Source organism: Halobacillus aidingensis (genome assembly GCF_900104185.1).
GTDB classification, from domain to species: Bacteria; Bacillota; Bacilli; order Bacillales; family Halobacillaceae; genus Halobacillus; species Halobacillus aidingensis.
Genome location: NZ_FNIZ01000015.1, coordinates 25,949 through 42,168 on the forward strand (window position 1 = coordinate 25,949; position 16,220 = coordinate 42,168).

Annotated in this window: 15 protein-coding genes, 1 riboswitch and 1 other annotated feature; of the genes, 7 read left to right on the plus strand and 8 right to left on the minus strand. The window is 43.3% G+C overall.

Going from position 1 to position 16,220, the window contains the following annotated elements; genetic code table 11:
* Positions 1-58: 58 nt before the first annotated feature.
* Positions 59-388 (minus strand): thioredoxin family protein, encoded by a 330-nt coding sequence (locus tag BLS23_RS14060; RefSeq protein WP_089653343.1) that lies wholly within the window; start codon positions 386-388, stop codon positions 59-61.
* Between the two features lie 57 nt (positions 389-445).
* Positions 446-1,060 carry a DUF421 domain-containing protein gene (locus BLS23_RS14065; protein ID WP_406945624.1) on the minus strand — a complete coding sequence of 205 codons (615 nt, stop codon included), beginning with the start codon at positions 1,058-1,060 and terminating at the stop codon, positions 446-448.
* 102 nt (positions 1,061-1,162) lie between these two features.
* Positions 1,163-1,376 (plus strand) — a binding site (T-box leader).
* A gap of 38 nt (positions 1,377-1,414) precedes the next feature.
* Here BLS23_RS14065 and argS point away from each other — a divergent pair.
* Both argS and BLS23_RS14075 read left to right on the plus strand, forming a co-directional pair.
* On the plus strand, positions 1,415-3,097 hold the full coding sequence (gene argS / locus BLS23_RS14070; protein ID WP_089653350.1) for an arginine--tRNA ligase: 1,683 nt from the start codon (positions 1,415-1,417) through the stop codon (positions 3,095-3,097).
* 72 nt (positions 3,098-3,169) lie between these two features.
* The gene (locus BLS23_RS14075; protein ID WP_089653353.1) at positions 3,170-3,400 is read left to right on the plus strand and encodes a hypothetical protein; all 231 of its coding nucleotides are present in this window, start codon (positions 3,170-3,172) and stop codon (positions 3,398-3,400) included.
* A gap of 43 nt (positions 3,401-3,443) precedes the next feature.
* On the opposite strand, the gene BLS23_RS14080 is transcribed toward BLS23_RS14075, so the two are convergent.
* Complete coding sequence (locus BLS23_RS14080; protein ID WP_089653356.1) at positions 3,444-3,965, minus strand: AAA family ATPase; 522 nt, start codon at positions 3,963-3,965, stop codon at positions 3,444-3,446.
* Positions 3,966-4,833: 868 nt separating this feature from the next.
* On the opposite strand from BLS23_RS14080, the gene BLS23_RS14085 reads away from it, so the two are divergent.
* On the plus strand, positions 4,834-5,343 hold the full coding sequence (locus BLS23_RS14085) for a ribonuclease H-like YkuK family protein (RefSeq protein WP_089653524.1): 510 nt from the start codon (positions 4,834-4,836) through the stop codon (positions 5,341-5,343).
* A 321-nt stretch (positions 5,344-5,664) separates the two neighbouring features.
* Here BLS23_RS14085 and BLS23_RS14095 read toward each other — a convergent pair whose 3' ends face one another.
* A complete protein-coding gene (locus BLS23_RS14095) occupies positions 5,665-6,318 on the minus strand; it encodes a peroxiredoxin-like family protein (protein WP_089653360.1) in 654 nt (217 codons plus the stop codon).
* Between the two features lie 23 nt (positions 6,319-6,341).
* Positions 6,342-7,460 carry an ethanolamine utilization protein EutH gene (eutH, locus tag BLS23_RS14100; RefSeq protein ID WP_089653363.1) on the minus strand — a complete coding sequence of 373 codons (1,119 nt, stop codon included), beginning with the start codon at positions 7,458-7,460 and terminating at the stop codon, positions 6,342-6,344.
* 144 nt (positions 7,461-7,604) lie between these two features.
* Here eutH and BLS23_RS14105 point away from each other — a divergent pair, with 144 nt between their 5' ends.
* Positions 7,605-8,009 carry an ion channel gene (locus tag BLS23_RS14105; protein WP_089653527.1) on the plus strand — a complete coding sequence of 135 codons (405 nt, stop codon included), beginning with the start codon at positions 7,605-7,607 and terminating at the stop codon, positions 8,007-8,009.
* A 48-nt stretch (positions 8,010-8,057) separates the two neighbouring features.
* Here BLS23_RS14105 and msrA read toward each other — a convergent pair whose 3' ends face one another.
* Positions 8,058-8,531 carry a peptide-methionine (S)-S-oxide reductase MsrA gene (gene msrA / locus BLS23_RS14110; RefSeq protein ID WP_089653366.1) on the minus strand — a complete coding sequence of 158 codons (474 nt, stop codon included), beginning with the start codon at positions 8,529-8,531 and terminating at the stop codon, positions 8,058-8,060.
* A 121-nt stretch (positions 8,532-8,652) separates the two neighbouring features.
* A riboswitch (SAM riboswitch) is annotated at positions 8,653-8,774 on the minus strand.
* A 171-nt stretch (positions 8,775-8,945) separates the two neighbouring features.
* Positions 8,946-9,638 carry an AIM24 family protein gene (locus BLS23_RS14115; protein ID WP_089653369.1) on the minus strand — a complete coding sequence of 231 codons (693 nt, stop codon included), beginning with the start codon at positions 9,636-9,638 and terminating at the stop codon, positions 8,946-8,948.
* A gap of 428 nt (positions 9,639-10,066) precedes the next feature.
* Here BLS23_RS14115 and BLS23_RS14120 point away from each other — a divergent pair, with 428 nt between their 5' ends.
* Positions 10,067-10,555: a DinB family protein gene (locus BLS23_RS14120; protein WP_089653372.1), complete on the plus strand. Its 489-nt coding sequence runs from the start codon at positions 10,067-10,069 to the stop codon at positions 10,553-10,555.
* Between the two features lie 49 nt (positions 10,556-10,604).
* Here the strand turns inward: BLS23_RS14120 and BLS23_RS14125 are convergent, their stop codons facing one another.
* Positions 10,605-12,095: a Na+/H+ antiporter NhaC family protein gene (locus tag BLS23_RS14125; RefSeq protein ID WP_089653374.1), complete on the minus strand. Its 1,491-nt coding sequence runs from the start codon at positions 12,093-12,095 to the stop codon at positions 10,605-10,607.
* Between the two features lie 137 nt (positions 12,096-12,232).
* Here BLS23_RS14125 and BLS23_RS14130 point away from each other — a divergent pair, with 137 nt between their 5' ends.
* Complete coding sequence (locus BLS23_RS14130; protein WP_089653378.1) at positions 12,233-12,730, plus strand: GNAT family N-acetyltransferase; 498 nt, start codon at positions 12,233-12,235, stop codon at positions 12,728-12,730.
* Between the two features lie 406 nt (positions 12,731-13,136).
* Positions 13,137-15,893, plus strand: a complete 2,757-nt coding sequence (gene ppc / locus BLS23_RS14135; protein WP_089653381.1) for a phosphoenolpyruvate carboxylase — start codon at positions 13,137-13,139, stop codon at positions 15,891-15,893.
* Positions 15,894-16,220: the final 327 nt, after the last annotated feature.

Sequence of the window (16,220 nt, forward strand, 5' to 3'; positions counted from 1 at the left end):
ACTTTATTTTTTTGTATGCAAACAGAAAAAACCACCTGTTGAGGAAATCAACAGATGGTCATTCTTCATTAATGAAATGATTCAGTTTAGCCAGTTGCTGGTTCAGCTCCCCGATTGGAACAAAGCGTGCTTTGCGGAATAGTTCTTTCCCTTCGGAGTAGATCAAAACGGCAGGCACCGTCATGACAGAAAACTCTCCCGCCACTTGTGGAACTTCATCAGCGTTAACATGCCTGGACTCAATGTCAGGATATTCCTTCAACAAGTTTTCCACTTGCGGAAGCAAACCATGGCAGACCGAACATCCCGGCCTCGAAACATAGACAATCGAAAGCGATTTTTCTTGAACAAACGTATTGAGTTCTTCAATGGTGTTTATGGATTCCACTTTTCTCACCTCTGCTCCATTATATCAAGGAATAGATCGAAATGCCTGTATGGAAACTTAATTCAAGCGATCAGGATGAACCTGCTGGTGCTGCTTTGTTTCTACTTCTTTAAATAAATCCTCAGCAGGTGGTTTTGCAGTTGGGATCTGTGTAGCCTGATCGGGATTTAACATCTGTTTTAACGAAAGGATTTGTTGGTACAAATCATCAATATCCTGCTTTGTCGCTGGCCTTTTATGTTCTTTCAATTCATACCCGACCTGCCCGTTTGGTTCCAGGGTCGCCGACTTAAGGTCATCAATGGATGTGATGTTGCTCTGCCTTAACTTCATTTCCAGTTGGTCGACGGTAAAACGTAACTTCTTAATATTCTTCTCGTTCAGCTGTCCGTTTTCAATAATGGAAACAGACCTGCCTGTGAGGAAACGTTCCATAAAATCGAATTTCACCTGGCTGAATTCCATAACCATCAGTGTAAGAACAAGCACTCCCCCCACGCCGAACGTCACCCATATACTTTTCCCCGCGACAGGTTGGATCAATAAGGAACCGATTGCAATCATGATAACCGTCTGTGATAACGTCATCTGAGAAATAGACTTCCGGCCAGCAATACGTAGAATGATTGTTCCTACAATAATAATGAGAACGGCTTTCCAAATCCAATCCATCATCAATCACCTCTATATCGTATGTTCACCTAAATAAACCAGGATATTCGCAAGGAAGGGATTGCAAATGGGAATGCTTTCCGCTATAATCTTTTCAAATATAGAAATTCTAGGAAAAAGAGAGTAGCTACCAGAAACAGAACAGCGACTCAGGGGTGGTGGAAGCCTGAGCAGGATTTCTGTAGTGAAACGGACTTTTGAGAAGCTTTCCTGAATCATGGAGTAGGGAAAAGCCGGGGACGTCCCCGTTAACAACATCGAGTGGCTATACGATAGCTATAAGAGTGGTACCGCGAGCACAAACCTCGTCTCTTTTTTAGAGACGAGGTTTTTTATTTTATGGAGGTGTCGTTTATGGAAAAACAAATACTTGCCCTGCAAATTGCTCATATCCTTGGGGAGGATTATCAGCGAGATTGGGTGCAGCAACAGATTGAAACTCCTAAGCAGCCAAACCACGGCGACCTGGCTTTTCCTTGCTTTCCGCTGGCAAAGACATTGAAAAAAAGCCCGCATCTGATCGCTGAAGAGATTTCCAGTCATTTAAAACATCCGATATTTAAAGAAGTGCAAACAGTAGGCGGCTATATCAATATCTTTCTTGATCAGAAGTTTGTCGCTGAACACACATTGAAACAATTTTACCAAGATCCAGAAGCCTATGGAGCTCACGAATTCGGAAAAGGAAAAACCGTCGTTCTTGATATGTCAGCTCCGAATATTGCCAAACCTTTTTCCATGGGGCACTTAAGGTCTACAGTCATTGGAAATGCTCTCGCTAACCTTGCACAAAAATGTGGATATGAAACGGTGAAGATCAATTATATCGGAGACTATGGGACACAGTTCGGGAAACTACTTGCCGCTTATCTTAAATGGGGCGAGGAAGAAAGTCTCAAACAGAAGCCGATTAAAGAATTGACCCGCGTGTATGTAAAATTTCACCACGCTTCGAAAGAGGATCCATCTTTGATTGAAGAAGGAAGAGAATGGTTCAAGAAATTGGAGAATAACGATGAAGAGGCTGTTACCTTGTGGAAATGGTTCAAAGCCGTATCTCTGGAAGAGTTTGAAAAGATTTATAAACTCTTAGGCATCACATTCGATTTGGTCCGTGGCGAAGCCTACTACAATGACAAGATGGATGGGACCATCGACATGCTGCGGGAAAAAGGATTGTTGGAAAAATCGGATGGCGCACAAGTCGTCCGCCTCGATGAGGAAGCGTTACCTCCTTGCCTGATTCGAAAAAGTAATGGCACGACCATTTATGCAACGAGAGATTTAACAGCTGCGCTTGATCGCAAGCAGACATATGATTTTGATGAAGCACTCTATGTCGTTGGTCATGAGCAAACCCTTCATTTTCAGCAGATCAAGCATGTATTGAAAAAAGCAGAGTTTTCCTGGGCGGATCAATTAAAACATATCTCCTTTGGAATGATGCTTCAAGATGGCAAGAAAATGTCTACTCGCCAGGGGAAGACCGTTTTACTTGAACAAGCGCTCCAGGAGGCTATTTCACAGGCAGCCAAAAATATAAAAGAAAAGAATCCTGATTTGAAGAATGCTCAAAAGGTCGCGGAACAAGTAGGAGTAGGTGCCGTCATCTTTCACGACCTTAAACACGATCGTCGCAATGATGTGGAATTCTCCTTAGAGGATATGCTTACCTTTGAAGGCCATACGGCTCCATACATCCAATATACCTACGCGCGTACCGTATCTTTGTTAGAAAAAGGGAACTTTGATCACAAACATCCTGTCACAGACGTCCAAGCAGAAGCCGCGTGGCCATTGATTAAAACCATCCGTCTTTTCCCAGAAGTGATTGAGAAGGCATATCAAGAATATGATCCATCCAAGCTTGCGAGACACCTCCTAGATGTCGCACGTCATTTCAATAAATTTTACGCCCATACAAAAGTGGTGGGAAGTGAGGAAGAACAAGCGCTTCTATCATTGATTTATGCCGTTAACTATCAATTAAAAGATGGTTTGTCCATCCTCGGGATCCAGGCACCTGAAAATATGTAACATAGAGAACTTTAGCACTTCCACCTTTCTTCTATTATAATAAAAGTAACAAAAGGGAGAGGAGCTCATCCTATGTACCCGATTTATTATGGACTTGCCATTATTGCCTCGGTAGCCGCATTGATAGGCACGATCGTTATAGCTAAAAATGTAAACAAACCCGAAAACACATCTTCACCAGAAGATGACGCCAAGCAGTTGAAAAACGCAGGAAGTGACACAGGGAGCATTCCGTTACTGACGACCATCTACGCCATCACGTTTGTCATTACAGTCATTCTTATGTGGATTTTCATTTTTTAACACGTTTAAGGAGAAGAGGTGCGCCTTTTCTCCTTTTTTGTTTTCACAAAGAAGACTTCACAATAAAATCAGCTTGTCTTTCAGGCTCGACCGTTGCTATGTAGTAATCTTCCGCTTTCCAGTACCGTTCTTTGAATTTGTCGATTTTCTTTCTCGTTTCCTCACTTTCTCTTGAGAATCTTAATTCTCTCGAACACTGTACATAGACCATAAAATCAAAAAAACTTCGCCATTCCTTCCTTTGTAAAAACACGCCTTCCATAATAACTAATGTACTCTCTTTCTCTAGTGCTTCGAATAAGTCTTTCTTTAACGCTTTGACATCCCATTGTAGAAAGTAATATTCGTACCATGGTTCATATCCTGTATGGTACCTCTTCTCTCTTTCCACAACATAATCATCGATATGATACGTTACGACTGGAATAGACTTTTTCTGTAGTTCCTTTTTTATTTTCTCCGTAAACGTCGTTTTTCCTGAACGACTCAAACCATCGATTCCTAATACGAATCTTTCTCCTTCATTTAATAAAGGAATTCTTCGAATGATCTCCTCAACCACCATCTCCTCCCCTCCTTTCCCTCATTTTTTCTATTCAAGTATATGGCAGTATACTTGAAGACTCGATTTCGAGACTTTTGTGGGAGTTTAGGGGCTCCGGGAAAAGGTTCGCTTTCCGTGGGCGAGTGATGAGCCTCCTCGAGCTAACGCTCTGCGGGGTCTCATCTACCACGCACTTCCCACAGGAGTCTCACCGTTTCCCTCCGCCCCTTTACCATACGAGATTCTCGAAATCCCTCTAACAATAACCTGCCAAGTTCGGTAATGAAAGACCTGCTCACCCACGCCGTTATAGAGTCGTTTTAACCATAGATTCTGCACGAATAAGGTGTGGGAACAGGGTCAGGGAAACGTCCGCATGAAAAGCGAATGGAGACACGAACGTGTGTGTTTTTCTACTGACTGATCCAAAACACTGCAAATCGTCGTTTCCCTGACCCCGTATCCATGGCCAAGAATTGTCATTCATTATTTCAACTAGGTAAGGCTGCCCTTAATGCTGCGGGGAATGTGCTCACCGCGCTCCCGCGGAAAGCGAGCTATTCCCCGCAGCCCCATCCACTCACCAAAAGTCTCGAAACTGAGCCTTCCAGAAAAGGGAGCTTTAATTGAACACTTAGTTCATGAACTTTTGTGTAATACTCCTTCTCGATTTACAGTGGTGATTCCTTTGTCACACGGGGGAGGAAAACTTTTTCTAAGTGAAAATGCACATAAATTTTTCAACACTGACACATACTCTCGATAAATTCATGTTATCTTTCGAGTAGGTCTATGAATATCTTAATAACAGAATGGTCACTAGCTCATTGACGTACAATCTCTTTCTTTTGAAAAATTTAAGGAGTTGGCTAATGTGAACCAATCCCATATGTTTCAAAACCTCACGCATAAAAAAATGAAGTTTGAAGAAGTGTTTTCTCATATTCTGACGTTTATGAAAAGTGAGCCCATCGGGGATTACAAGCTCATGATGGGGACCGATTCCCAAGTTCACCCCTCCCACACCCTATTCATTACCGGTATTGTCATCCAACGAGTTGGAAAAGGAGCCTGGGCCTGTTTCCGCAAAGAAGTGGTACACAGAGAAATGACGACATTGCATGAACGTATTTCCTATGAAACGTCCTTAACGGAGCAAGTGGCTGCCTTATTTACGGAAGAGAAGAAGAATGATCTCATCGAAGTCGTCCTCCCTTATATTTATAAAGGAGCAACGTTTACAATCGAAGGTCACATCGATATCGGGAGTGGAGACCGAAACAGGACAAGAGTCTATGTAAATGAAATGATGGCAAGAATCGAGTCGCTCGGAATGGAAGCGAAGATCAAACCGGATTCCATTGTCGCAAGCAGTTATGCCAATCGATATACAAAGTAATGGAAGGTGATCATGGTTGTATCAAAAAGCCGTTACCTCTTGTGTGTTTGGAATCATGTCCATCTTTCTTCCTCTTATCGGTATCATTCTTGGATGGGTAGGGATACTTTTTGCAAATAAAGCTCTCGGTAAACTTTCCACCGAAGAACCGGGATACCGTTTCGCCTTAGGCGGAAAGGTATGTAGCATCCTTGGGATTTGCCTGCAGTCTTGTATCCTGATATTTGTCCTTGCTGCCTATTTCTTTTTTATGAATCTGAATCTCTTTATGTAAAACAAAAAATACCAAAGCGCCCTCTGGATCCAGAGGGCGCTTTGTTCTTACGTATTTATTTTTTTCAATTCTTCAAGAACGTCAGACGGTTCGGCTCGATCTTTATAATCAGCCTTCGTATAGTCATACAAAATCGTCCCATCTGTATCAATGATATATGTTGCGGAGACAGGCAGGGTCCAAGTTTCGTCGCCATTATGTTTGTCCACTTGCAGCCCTTTGTCTTTATATACCTCTACAAGGTAATCTGGTAATTGGTACACTAAATTGTATTGATTGGCCACTTCATTCCCAACGTCGCTCACCACATGATAGTTCAGTTGATTTTTCTCCTGTGTCGTCAGTGACTGATCGGGGGTTTGTGGACTAATCGCAATCAATTCAGCTCCTTCTCCATGAATCTCATCTAGGATTTGCTGATAGGCTCTCAGTTCCATGTTGCAATAAGGACACCATCCTCCGCGATAAAAAGTAAGGACGACCGGTCCACTTTTTAATTGTTCATAAAGCTCGACCGTTTCCCCCTTCGCGTCAGGCAAGTTGAAGTTTGGCGCTTTCTCTCCTGCTGACAAACCTTCTCCATCATTTGAAGATTCAAGTTCATCAATCGCCTTCTTCATTTTTTCTTGTATTTCATCAGGAGTTGCTTTCTTGAATTTTTCAATGTAATCGTTATAATGCTTTCTCATTTCTGTCTTCATGAAAAAACTCCTTTTCAGCGGATTCACTTTTCATTATATAGGGGTGCGACACTCGAAGAAACTGATTTGCTCTCTCTCGTCATCCATAAGGCAAGACCAACGGCTAATACCCCAGCTGTTAATTTACCAACCAATACTGGGAAAATCATATCCCTTTCTACACTAGCCACGAACGCAAAATGGCTGCCGATGACAAACGCCCCACTCACCGCAAAGGCAGCATTGACCGTTTTCCCTCGTTCATCCATATCTTTCATCGTCGCTAACATGGGTAAGTGATGTGCCGTAGAAGCGATCAGCCCTGTTAAGGACGTAGCATTCATGCCTAACCTTTCACTCAGTTGTCCTATCCATCTCTCTCCCCGCTGATTGATGAAAGCGACAAGAGGATAAGCACCAGCTAATGTAACGGTAATCCTTCCAACGATGATGATCCCTTCCGATAAAGGAGCCATCCCCGGCAGGACAACGAACCCTGTCAACGTTTCGATAATAATGAGAGCAAGACCTGTAATGATGATGATTTCAATGGTTTTTCCGAAATAAGAAAATAACCGGATCGTTATGTTCGTGAACAACCATAATCCCGCCCCGATACAGCCGGAAAGCAAGATAGCCGGCGTCAAATTACGTAACATCCACGCCGCTTCATATCCTGCCAGTGCACCACCGACAAAGCATCCGATCGGAACCGTAACTAAACCTGCTAAAATTCCCTTTGAAAAGAAAGGCCGATCTTCTTTTTTTACAATCGTAAGCGCAACAGGAATTGTAAAAACAAGCGTCGGTCCCATCATCGTACCGAGGAGTGCCCAGGAAAAAGTGGCCGCTTCCTCTTCCACAGCTAGAGATTCTGCCAAAGGGTAGGCACCCATGTCAATAGCAAGCATCATAGATGCAAACATCGAAGGATCCGCCCCGAACCATAAAAACAACGGGCGGATGACAGGGGCCAGCCACTGGGACAGTACGGGTGCTAGGGATATGATCCCTACCATCGAAAGAGCAAGCGGTCCCATCATCATAAACGCTTCGTAAAAACGCCACCCGAGAGATAGCCGGTGATTAAGCACATAATAATCAAGGGCACCCAATACCATGAAAATACACATCACAATTAGAATCGCGTCATTAACCCACAAAAGCCCAGCCCCTTCCTTACATTTTTTAATCAATGTTTACGGGAACTTCTACACAGGGTAGGAGTTCTTCTATAATGGCTTGCTCGTCTTTACACAGTGGACGCTAACATAGCCATTCAATTTTTTTATAAAGGAGAAGAAGAAATGGTACAAGCTCTGTTCATCGTTGCGGTCATTTTCATTGCAGCGAATCTCGTGTACTTTTTCACGAATAAAACATACAGAAAAAGCTACTTCAGCACGGCACTTTTCTTTCAATTATTTTTTGTACTGACAGGTGTATTACTAGGGTTTACGGTCCTCTACTATTTGCTATCTTTAGATGGAGTCATTCTAGTTACTAGTTTATCATCCCGGGAACCTGTCGAACCAACCTTTTTGGACTTGCTTTACTTCAGTGGGGAAACCTTGTTGAGCGTAGGTTATGGTGACATGTTACCTGTGGGGATGGCTCGTTTCTTTGCCTTGCTTGAATCGGGAATCGGCATCCTTCTCCCTACAGCCTATTTCTTAAAAGCCATGGATGCATCCAGGCAAAAAGAAGATTAAGAAGGTTTACCTATATAAAAAGGACCCTCGCGAAAGGGTCCTTTCTTATTATCCAATGGAGCATGCGGCAGATCCATGCTTTTGTAAATATTTCTGGTGATGCTCTTCTGCTTCATAAAAAGTTGTGGCCTCTTCTACTTCTGTAACGATCGGGCGTTTGAAAATCCCTTTACCTTCCCATTCTTTAATTTTTTCTTCAGCAATGTATTTCTGGCTTGCATCCGAATAAAAAATGACAGAACGGTATTGGTGACCAACGTCGATTCCCTGCTTGTTGCGGGAAGTCGGATCGTGAGCTTCAAAGAAGATATTTACAAGTTCTGCATAAGTGATTACGGTTGGATCGTAGTTCACTTTCACAGATTCCGCGTGTCCACTCTTGCCCGCTTTGACTTGTTCGTATGTCGGGTTATCCAGATGGCCGCCAATATAACCGACCTTCGTTTCTGTAACCCCTTCGAATTTTTCAAAAAACGCTTCTACTCCCCAAAAACATCCTGCACCGAAAATAGCTGTTGCCATTTAACATCTTTCCTTTCCCTTAACGCAACTTCTATCGAGAGCCTTGACGGTTATGGTGCTTACACGAAAAGACCCCTTTTCTTATCCAGTAAGAAAAGGGGTCGCTAATATCCGCACGATCCTCTCATCTCTTAGAATGTGGATACATTCTACAGGAATTGGCACCGTTCTCGTCAATCCGTAGATTGATTCGATGGTTGCCGGGCATCAAAGGGCCAGTCCCTCCGCCTCTCTGGATAAGAAGTTTCCGTTATTTATTTTTGTTAGTATCCATAGTACTACGTTTTTGTAACGAAGTAAAGGATAACAGATTAAAAATTTCAAATGATTGTACATCGAGTTTTGTCTTTCTTGATTTCATTGTATTCAGAGCTTAACATGCTCATGCCTGTCTGTAAAAAAATCCGCTTCAGCTCAGTTCTGCCCTGTCGTGTAAACTTCTTCAAACGGCTGAACAATGACGAATCCATCGCCTTCAAACTCCATTTGAATGGACTCCCCGCTTCCGCGTCCAATCAATGTTTTGAAACTGATGTCTGTTCTGAAATTCGGCTCCAAGTGCCCGGACCATGCCACAGTAGCATGCGGGTCAGTGATTACAGGTTCCCCTGGACGAACTAGCAGCGTCAATGGTTCATAGTGCGAAGTAATCGCGACGCGTCCACTTCCGCTGAGGGTTACATTGAATAAACCACCCGAAACCATCCCGGCCACTTTTTTCATCAGTTTTATATCCCAATCAATGCTCGGCTCAAATGCCAGAAGGTCGTTTCCATTCACTGTGATTGTTTCATTATCCAGGTCAAAAATAGTAATCTTCTTACCCTGATCGGCAAGGTAAAGACGACCACGGCCAGTAGCCTTCATTAAAGAACTCCCTTCACCAGTCATCGCTTTTTTAAATAAACGACCGACGCCATGCTCAAGGATGCCCTCTCTTTCAAATTTGATGTTCCCATTATAGGAAATCATCGCGCCTGCTTTAGCCCATACTTGATCGAGTAGATTCACCTCAAGGATTCTCGGGGTCTCCAGCTCAAAGTAATCATTCTCGGATTCATCCTGCTTCGTTTTTCTAATAAATTCATCAATGGAGTAGTCACTCATCATCTGTTCCTCCTTAGCGTATTCTATGATTATTTATGCTTTCTCATTGCTTCTATACCACGATGGATCAAAATCGAGGCCTAAAGTTTTCGGATCTTAGTGGCTATGATTTTAATGAGCCTTCGTCATTTACTATTCAATAAAGACGGACAAATCCCTACTGTAAATAAGGATTTTCATTCTCCCTCCAAATGCTTGTCAAACCAATCCAACACCTCAGGCGCATACTCTTTGAAATGCAGCCTTAGTCCGTGGCCTCCGCACAATTGGAATAATCTGTATGACCCGGTCATGAAAAATCTTCCTTTTCCTAACTTTACATACGGAAGGGCGTGTGAAAGGTTTCATTTTTGGAGGTGCTAGGGAAAGAAACTTCTATAAGAGTTGTGATAGACTCGATGTAACTTCACTTGAAAGGGAGAATCTGTATGTATGGCTTAGATGAAAAAAGAAATGAACTGCTCCATTTTGTTGAAGAAGTTTCAGAGCAAGAAGCATCTGTCAAGCCTGAAGAAAATCGTTGGTCCATCCTTGAAGTTTTAGAACATTTATACTTAATGGAACAATTAATCGTTTATCAGATTAATCAGGCTCTCAAGCAAGGTGACACACAACAAGCGACAGAAAAACCGATCCATAAGACGACCAACCGCGATTATAAAGTCGAGGCACCAGAGGCCGTTCGCCCGAAAGGCGAGTTCAATACATTGGATGAAGCGAAAGAAGGTTTGAAAAAAACACGTGAAGCGACGTTATTCCTTATTCACAATAAGGATGAAGAAACTTTGCAAAACCGCGTATTCCCTCACCCCTCTTTTGGAGATATGAACTTGGAACAATGGGTAGAGTTTATCGGTTGGCACGAACTACGCCACCTGGATCAAATGAAAGAAGTAAAAGCCCACATTCATGCGTAATACAAAAACAACCCCCTGAGTTTATAACTCAGGGGGTTACTCATACGACTTATTTTTTAAAATCTTCTGGTTTTACTTCCTCACCATTTTTACCGGTGTAACGAAGCCCCCAGCCTGTCCATGCCGCAATAAACATAACGATTAATAGCAACCAGCCCTGAAAGACGAAGGGGAAGACTTCTCCAGGGCCCACGACAGGTAAGAAGTCGTATTGATCCGCTGCCCCCTGGACCGTAGCCCATGCGAGCAAAACTCCACCACTCCATGGAAAAATGTAGCCAAGTGAAGAGGTGACCGTATCCAGGAAGTTGGCTCTTCGATACGGGTGAATGTTCATTTCTGTTCCTAATTTACGAACAAACGGCGCAGCAGCAATCTCAGCCGCTGTATTAATCGTAATAAATACATTCAAGAAAGCAACGATTCCGAAAATGGAAAGTTCAGCTCGGCGCACCACATTATTGATCAACTTCAAGAAGAAGTTTTTGATGACATCCATGGTACCTGCAACATCCAACAGGTAAGCGGCTGCCAAGATGAATAAAATTAAGATCGCCATATTGAAATAGCCACTGATACCATCGATCAATGCCCCTTCAATGACGGCTTCACCGGCATCGTTTTTATGGATATGCAGGACATCTTTCAAGGAATGACCGGTAAGAAAGATGAACACGGCAGCTGCCAGAATGCCGTATGATAGCGACGTCAAAAGATGATGACCGCTTAAGGCCAAATATAGAACTAATGCAAATGGTGCTAACATGAGAAGCCCTTCAGGAGAAACTTCATTTTGAAGCTGACTGACTACTTGCTGACTGCCCATCTCTCCACCACCGCCAAAAATCACAAATAATATAAGAGCTGGAATGGCTGCAGTGATGGAATATTTAAAGCGTGAACGCACAACTCCAGGTACGTCCGCATCCTGGGTTGTCGCAGAAACAATCGTCGTGTCCGATACAGGCGCTAAATTATCTCCAAAGACAGCTCCACTTAATATGGCTGCAAGAAGAATGACTGGATCCGCCCCTAAAATGACCCCGGCAGGATACATCAGGACTCCAAAAGTCGCTACGGTACCATAGCCGGTTCCGACAGCGGTCGAAAATAATCCTGCTAAAAGAAAGGTAATTCCTACGAAAGCTCCTCCCTCAAGCCCGGACTGAAAACCGAACCAAATAAGACCGTCGACTAATCCACCGGCAGACAACATGTTCGCAAACATTCCTGCCCAAAACCAGGCAATGATCGCAACGACTCCTACAGGCTGGGCCATGCCGGAAATTAAACTCTGGGCATAATCCGACCATTTGGATTTACACAAGAATAGACCAAGGCCAATACCAATGACCATGCCCAAGACTAATGCTTGTTCTGTCACAAGCCCTGTGACACTTAATACAATTGCCCATATGATGAAAAACACTAAAGGTATGGTAGCAGTGAAGACGCCTCCGCGAAACTCTAACTTCCGTACGTCTTTTTCTCCTAACGCTTCATCAATGACTTGTTCTTTTTTTTGATCTTTATCTGCCACTAGAATTCCCTCCTCTACCAACGTTAACTGTACAATAGTTTATCATCCCATGTGTATAGATGTAATGTCACGAATTTTTTCATAATTTTTGAAAAGTGGTGTATCATCAAGTGAAAAGTAATGAAAGGAGATGGAATATGCTACAATTGATTCCTTTTCAAGAAAAAGATTTCAATACAATATTCGATTGGATTGTTTCCCCAAGATTCCTTATGCAGTGGGGTGGACCGATGTTCAACTTTCCATTAACCCACCAGCAACTGATGGATTACAAAGACGCCGAAGACCGCCGAGCTTTCCAAGTGTATGATCCGTCACTGGATACAATCATTGGACACCTCTCCATAGGACGTATAGATAAAGATCAAAAACAGGGACGAATTGGAAAGGTCATCGTTTCTCCTGAATACAGAGGAAAGGGATATGGACAACAGATGATCCAGCTAATTTCCATGTACGCCTTTCAGCAACTCGATCTAGAAAAAGTGACATTAGGTGTCTTCGACTTTAATACAGGAGCCATCCGCTGTTATGAGAATGCCGGTTTCACTATAGACCGATACTTAAAAAACCACCGGTCTTTCGAAGACGAAATGTGGAGCCTTTATGAAATGAGTCTCAATAAATATACATAAAACCTATGAGGGGAGAATATCACGCGTTCTCTCCTCTTACTTTTTCATACTCCCCACATTCCTATACACCCCCGCCCGCACGAAACCTCTCATAGACCGTTTTTTATGTAAATGATTGGGTGACCAGGTCATACATATTCTTCCAAATAACACATCTAAGATTTTCATTTTGTGTTTTATGGGGAAAGAATTTAAAATAGAAGAAGTATGTTTATGCATGATTATAAGTTAACGCTTACATGTCTTGGCATTCTTATATTTACCATATTCTTCTGACAGTGGTAATGGGGCAACCGTTGATGGTAACACGGTTCGAAGTGTTTGACTATGCAAATTATTCTGATAACATTATGAAACACATAGGCAATTTTATCTTACTTAAATGATCTGACAGGAAGGTGAAAGTATGACAACTGTAAAAAACACAAACGATCATACAACTCCCTTACGCCGGGACATCCATGCATTAGGGAAAATGCTAGGTGATATTCTCGTCCACCACGGCGGAGAGGAACTACTAAACAAAGTAGAAACGATCCGACAATTAACGAAAGACTTGAGGAAGAGTCCAGATCCCTCAACATATAATCAACTGAAAAATGAGATTCAAAACCTCGAACCACCGATGCGCTCCCAAGTCATCCGCGCATTCTCAATTTATTTCCACCTCGTAAATATCGCTGAACAAAATCATCGTATTCGTCGTCGTCGCGAATACCAATTGCGCGAAGATCATGGCGCTCAACCATTCTCGCTCGAAAGCGCTGTACAGAACTTGAAAAACAATGACTTTTCTAAGGGTGCTATTCAAGAGGTGTTGAATAAGCTTTCTTTGGAATTAATTATTACGGCCCACCCTACAGAAGCTACAAAGCGGACCGTGCTTGAAATCCAGAAGCGTATTGCAACCATCCTTAAAAAGCTTGATCAGCCTCAACTGACAAAGAGCGAACGTGAAAGTTTGCAGGACAGCCTGCAAAATGAAGTCACGGTTCTTTGGCAGACAGACGAATTACGCGAACGGAAACCAACCGTTATGGATGAAGTGCGCAATGGCCTTTATTATTTTGACGAAACCTTATTTGATGTGCTGCCAGATATCCACCAGGAACTCGAAGCCCGGTTGGAAGATCATTATCCTAATGAAGACTGGAACGTGCCGAACTTCCTTCGTTTTGGTTCTTGGATCGGTGGCGACCGAGACGGTAACCCGAACGTAACACCTGATATCACGTGGCAAACACTTCAAAAACAACGGAAGCTTGTTTTGAAAAAATATGATGCGGTCCTCGTCGAGCTGATGAAACGATTCAGCCATTCGTCAACACAAGTGACTGTCACAGATGAGTTGAAGAACGCGATTGAAAAAGAAGAACCAATGCTTCCAAAAGGTAAGAAATGGCGAGTGGAGCGCGAAATTTACCGACGTAAATTTGCCATTATCCTAGAACGCCTTCGTCAAGTAGGTAAGTCTGATATCGGCTATGGTTATGCGGATGAGCTTCTCAATGACTTGCGTCAAATTCGTGACAGTGCCCGAACACACCAGCCGAACAAGCGCGAACTTAAAAAGCTACGCAAACTGATTCGTCAAGTGGAACTATTCGGATTCCACCTCGCAACACTCGATATTCGTAATCATAGTGGCGAACATGAATCAGCAGTCTCAGAACTTCTACAAAAAGTAGGAATTGTCGAGGACTACTCTTCCCTAGAAGAAAAAGACAAGCTTGAAGTGCTCCAAGATGTCTTGAAGGATCCACGTCCGATTTCATTATTGAACGAAGACTACTCCGAAGAGACACAAAAAATGCTGAATGTTTTCCAAATGATCCGCAAAGCTCATAAGGAATTCGGTGAGCGTTCGATTGAAGTCTACTTGATTAGTATGACGGAATCTGCAAGTGATCTTCTTGAAGTCCTTGTATTGGCTAAAGAAGCAGGCATCTATCGTCTGCATGCGGATGGTACAGTGGAAAGCAATATTAACGTTGCCCCACTACTTGAAACCGTCGACGACCTTGTCGCAGGTCCTGACATTTTGAAGACCCTTTTTGAAATGGATGTCTACAGCAAACATCTGGACAAGCATGGAAACCACCAGGAAATTATGCTTGGATATTCTGACGGAAGTAAAGATGGTGGAACACTCACAGCCAACTGGAGACTTTACAAAGCCCAGCAGGAAATTCACGATATGGCTCTTGAATACAATGTTGGATTGAAATTCTTCCATGGTCGTGGTGGATCTCTTGGCCGTGGTGGCGGACCATTGAACCGGAGCCTGCTTTCTCAACCAGTGGAAACTCTTGGCGAAGGCGTGAAAATTACAGAACAAGGAGAGGTCCTCTCTTCTCGTTACTTGCTGAGAGATATCGCATACCGAAGTCTTGAGCAAGGAGCCTCTACCCTTTTAGAGGGAGCCATGAACATTTCTAAAGAGTCCGAACAAGGTCACCATCGGGAAGAACTATGGGAGCAAGCTCTTGAAGACATTTCTGATGTATCCTTGAAAAAATATCAATCGCTCGTATTCGGTGATTCAGACTTCTTGACTTACTTCAACGAAGCGACACCGTTACAGGAAATCAGTGAACTGAACATCGGTTCACGTCCAATGAAGCGTAAAGACAGTTCCAAATTTGAAAACTTAAGAGCCATCCCATGGGTTTTCGCTTGGACACAAAACCGTCAGCTCATTCCGGCATGGTACGCTGCAGGTACAGGGCTCGCCAGTTATGTTGATAATAACGAAGATAACCTCGCAGTTCTCAAGCAAATGTATGAGAACTGGCCGTTCTTCCGCTCTACCATCAACAATTTGCAGATGGCCCTGACAAAAGCGGATATTCAGACAGCTAAAGAATATAAAGCCCTTGTCAATGATCAAGAACTTGGGGAACGTATTTTCCAAAACATCGTAGAAGAATACGACCGCACCAAAGACATCTTGCTGCAAATCACAGGGGATGCTGAACTTCTTGATCACCAACCGACAATCAAAGAATCCGTACGCCTTCGTAATCCTTATGTGGATCCATTGAACTTCCTTCAAGTGGAACTCATCAAGGAACTACGCCAAGTCGACGATCATGAAGATATCTTGACAGAAGTTCTTCTCACCATCAGCGGAATCGCAGCCGGCCTTCGCAACACAGGCTGATCTATAAATACCAAAACCGAGTATAACCTTCCCAGGTTATACTCGGTTTTTTTTCAACAATATGGCAGGATTGTGTAAGACTCGATTTCGAGACTTTTGTGGGTATTTAGGGGCTCCGGGAAAAGGTTCGCTTTCCGTGGGCGAGTGATGAGCCTCCTCGAGCTAACGCTCTGCGGGGTCTCATCTACCACGCACTTCCTCTTAGATATCCGGTTCCGGCGCCTAGCGGCTAGTGAGACTTCCCTCGCTTCTGTACGATAAGTCAACATCGAATCGCTCCGCTCTTCGTGTTTCCTTTATCTCCGCCAGCTCAGTCCAGTCCATACG

Excerpts from the sequence above, each read along its gene's own strand:
- BLS23_RS14065 (WP_406945624.1), bottom strand. The coding sequence starts at position 1,060 with ATGGATTGGATTTGGAAAGCCGTTCTCATTATTATTGTAGGAACAATC.
- argS (WP_089653350.1), top strand. The coding sequence starts at position 1,415 with ATGGAAAAACAAATACTTGCCCTGCAAATTGCTCATATCCTTGGGGAG.
- BLS23_RS14075 (WP_089653353.1), top strand. The coding sequence starts at position 3,170 with ATGTACCCGATTTATTATGGACTTGCCATTATTGCCTCGGTAGCCGCA.
- BLS23_RS14080 (WP_089653356.1), bottom strand. The coding sequence starts at position 3,965 with ATGGTGGTTGAGGAGATCATTCGAAGAATTCCTTTATTAAATGAAGGA.
- BLS23_RS14085 (WP_089653524.1), top strand. The coding sequence starts at position 4,834 with ATGTTTCAAAACCTCACGCATAAAAAAATGAAGTTTGAAGAAGTGTTT.
- BLS23_RS14095 (WP_089653360.1), bottom strand. The coding sequence starts at position 6,318 with ATGAAGACAGAAATGAGAAAGCATTATAACGATTACATTGAAAAATTC.
- BLS23_RS14105 (WP_089653527.1), top strand. The coding sequence starts at position 7,605 with ATGGTACAAGCTCTGTTCATCGTTGCGGTCATTTTCATTGCAGCGAAT.
- msrA (WP_089653366.1), bottom strand. The coding sequence starts at position 8,531 with ATGGCAACAGCTATTTTCGGTGCAGGATGTTTTTGGGGAGTAGAAGCG.
- BLS23_RS14115 (WP_089653369.1), bottom strand. The coding sequence starts at position 9,638 with ATGAGTGACTACTCCATTGATGAATTTATTAGAAAAACGAAGCAGGAT.
- BLS23_RS14120 (WP_089653372.1), top strand. The coding sequence starts at position 10,067 with ATGTATGGCTTAGATGAAAAAAGAAATGAACTGCTCCATTTTGTTGAA.
- BLS23_RS14130 (WP_089653378.1), top strand. The coding sequence starts at position 12,233 with ATGCTACAATTGATTCCTTTTCAAGAAAAAGATTTCAATACAATATTC.
- ppc (WP_089653381.1), top strand. The coding sequence starts at position 13,137 with ATGACAACTGTAAAAAACACAAACGATCATACAACTCCCTTACGCCGG.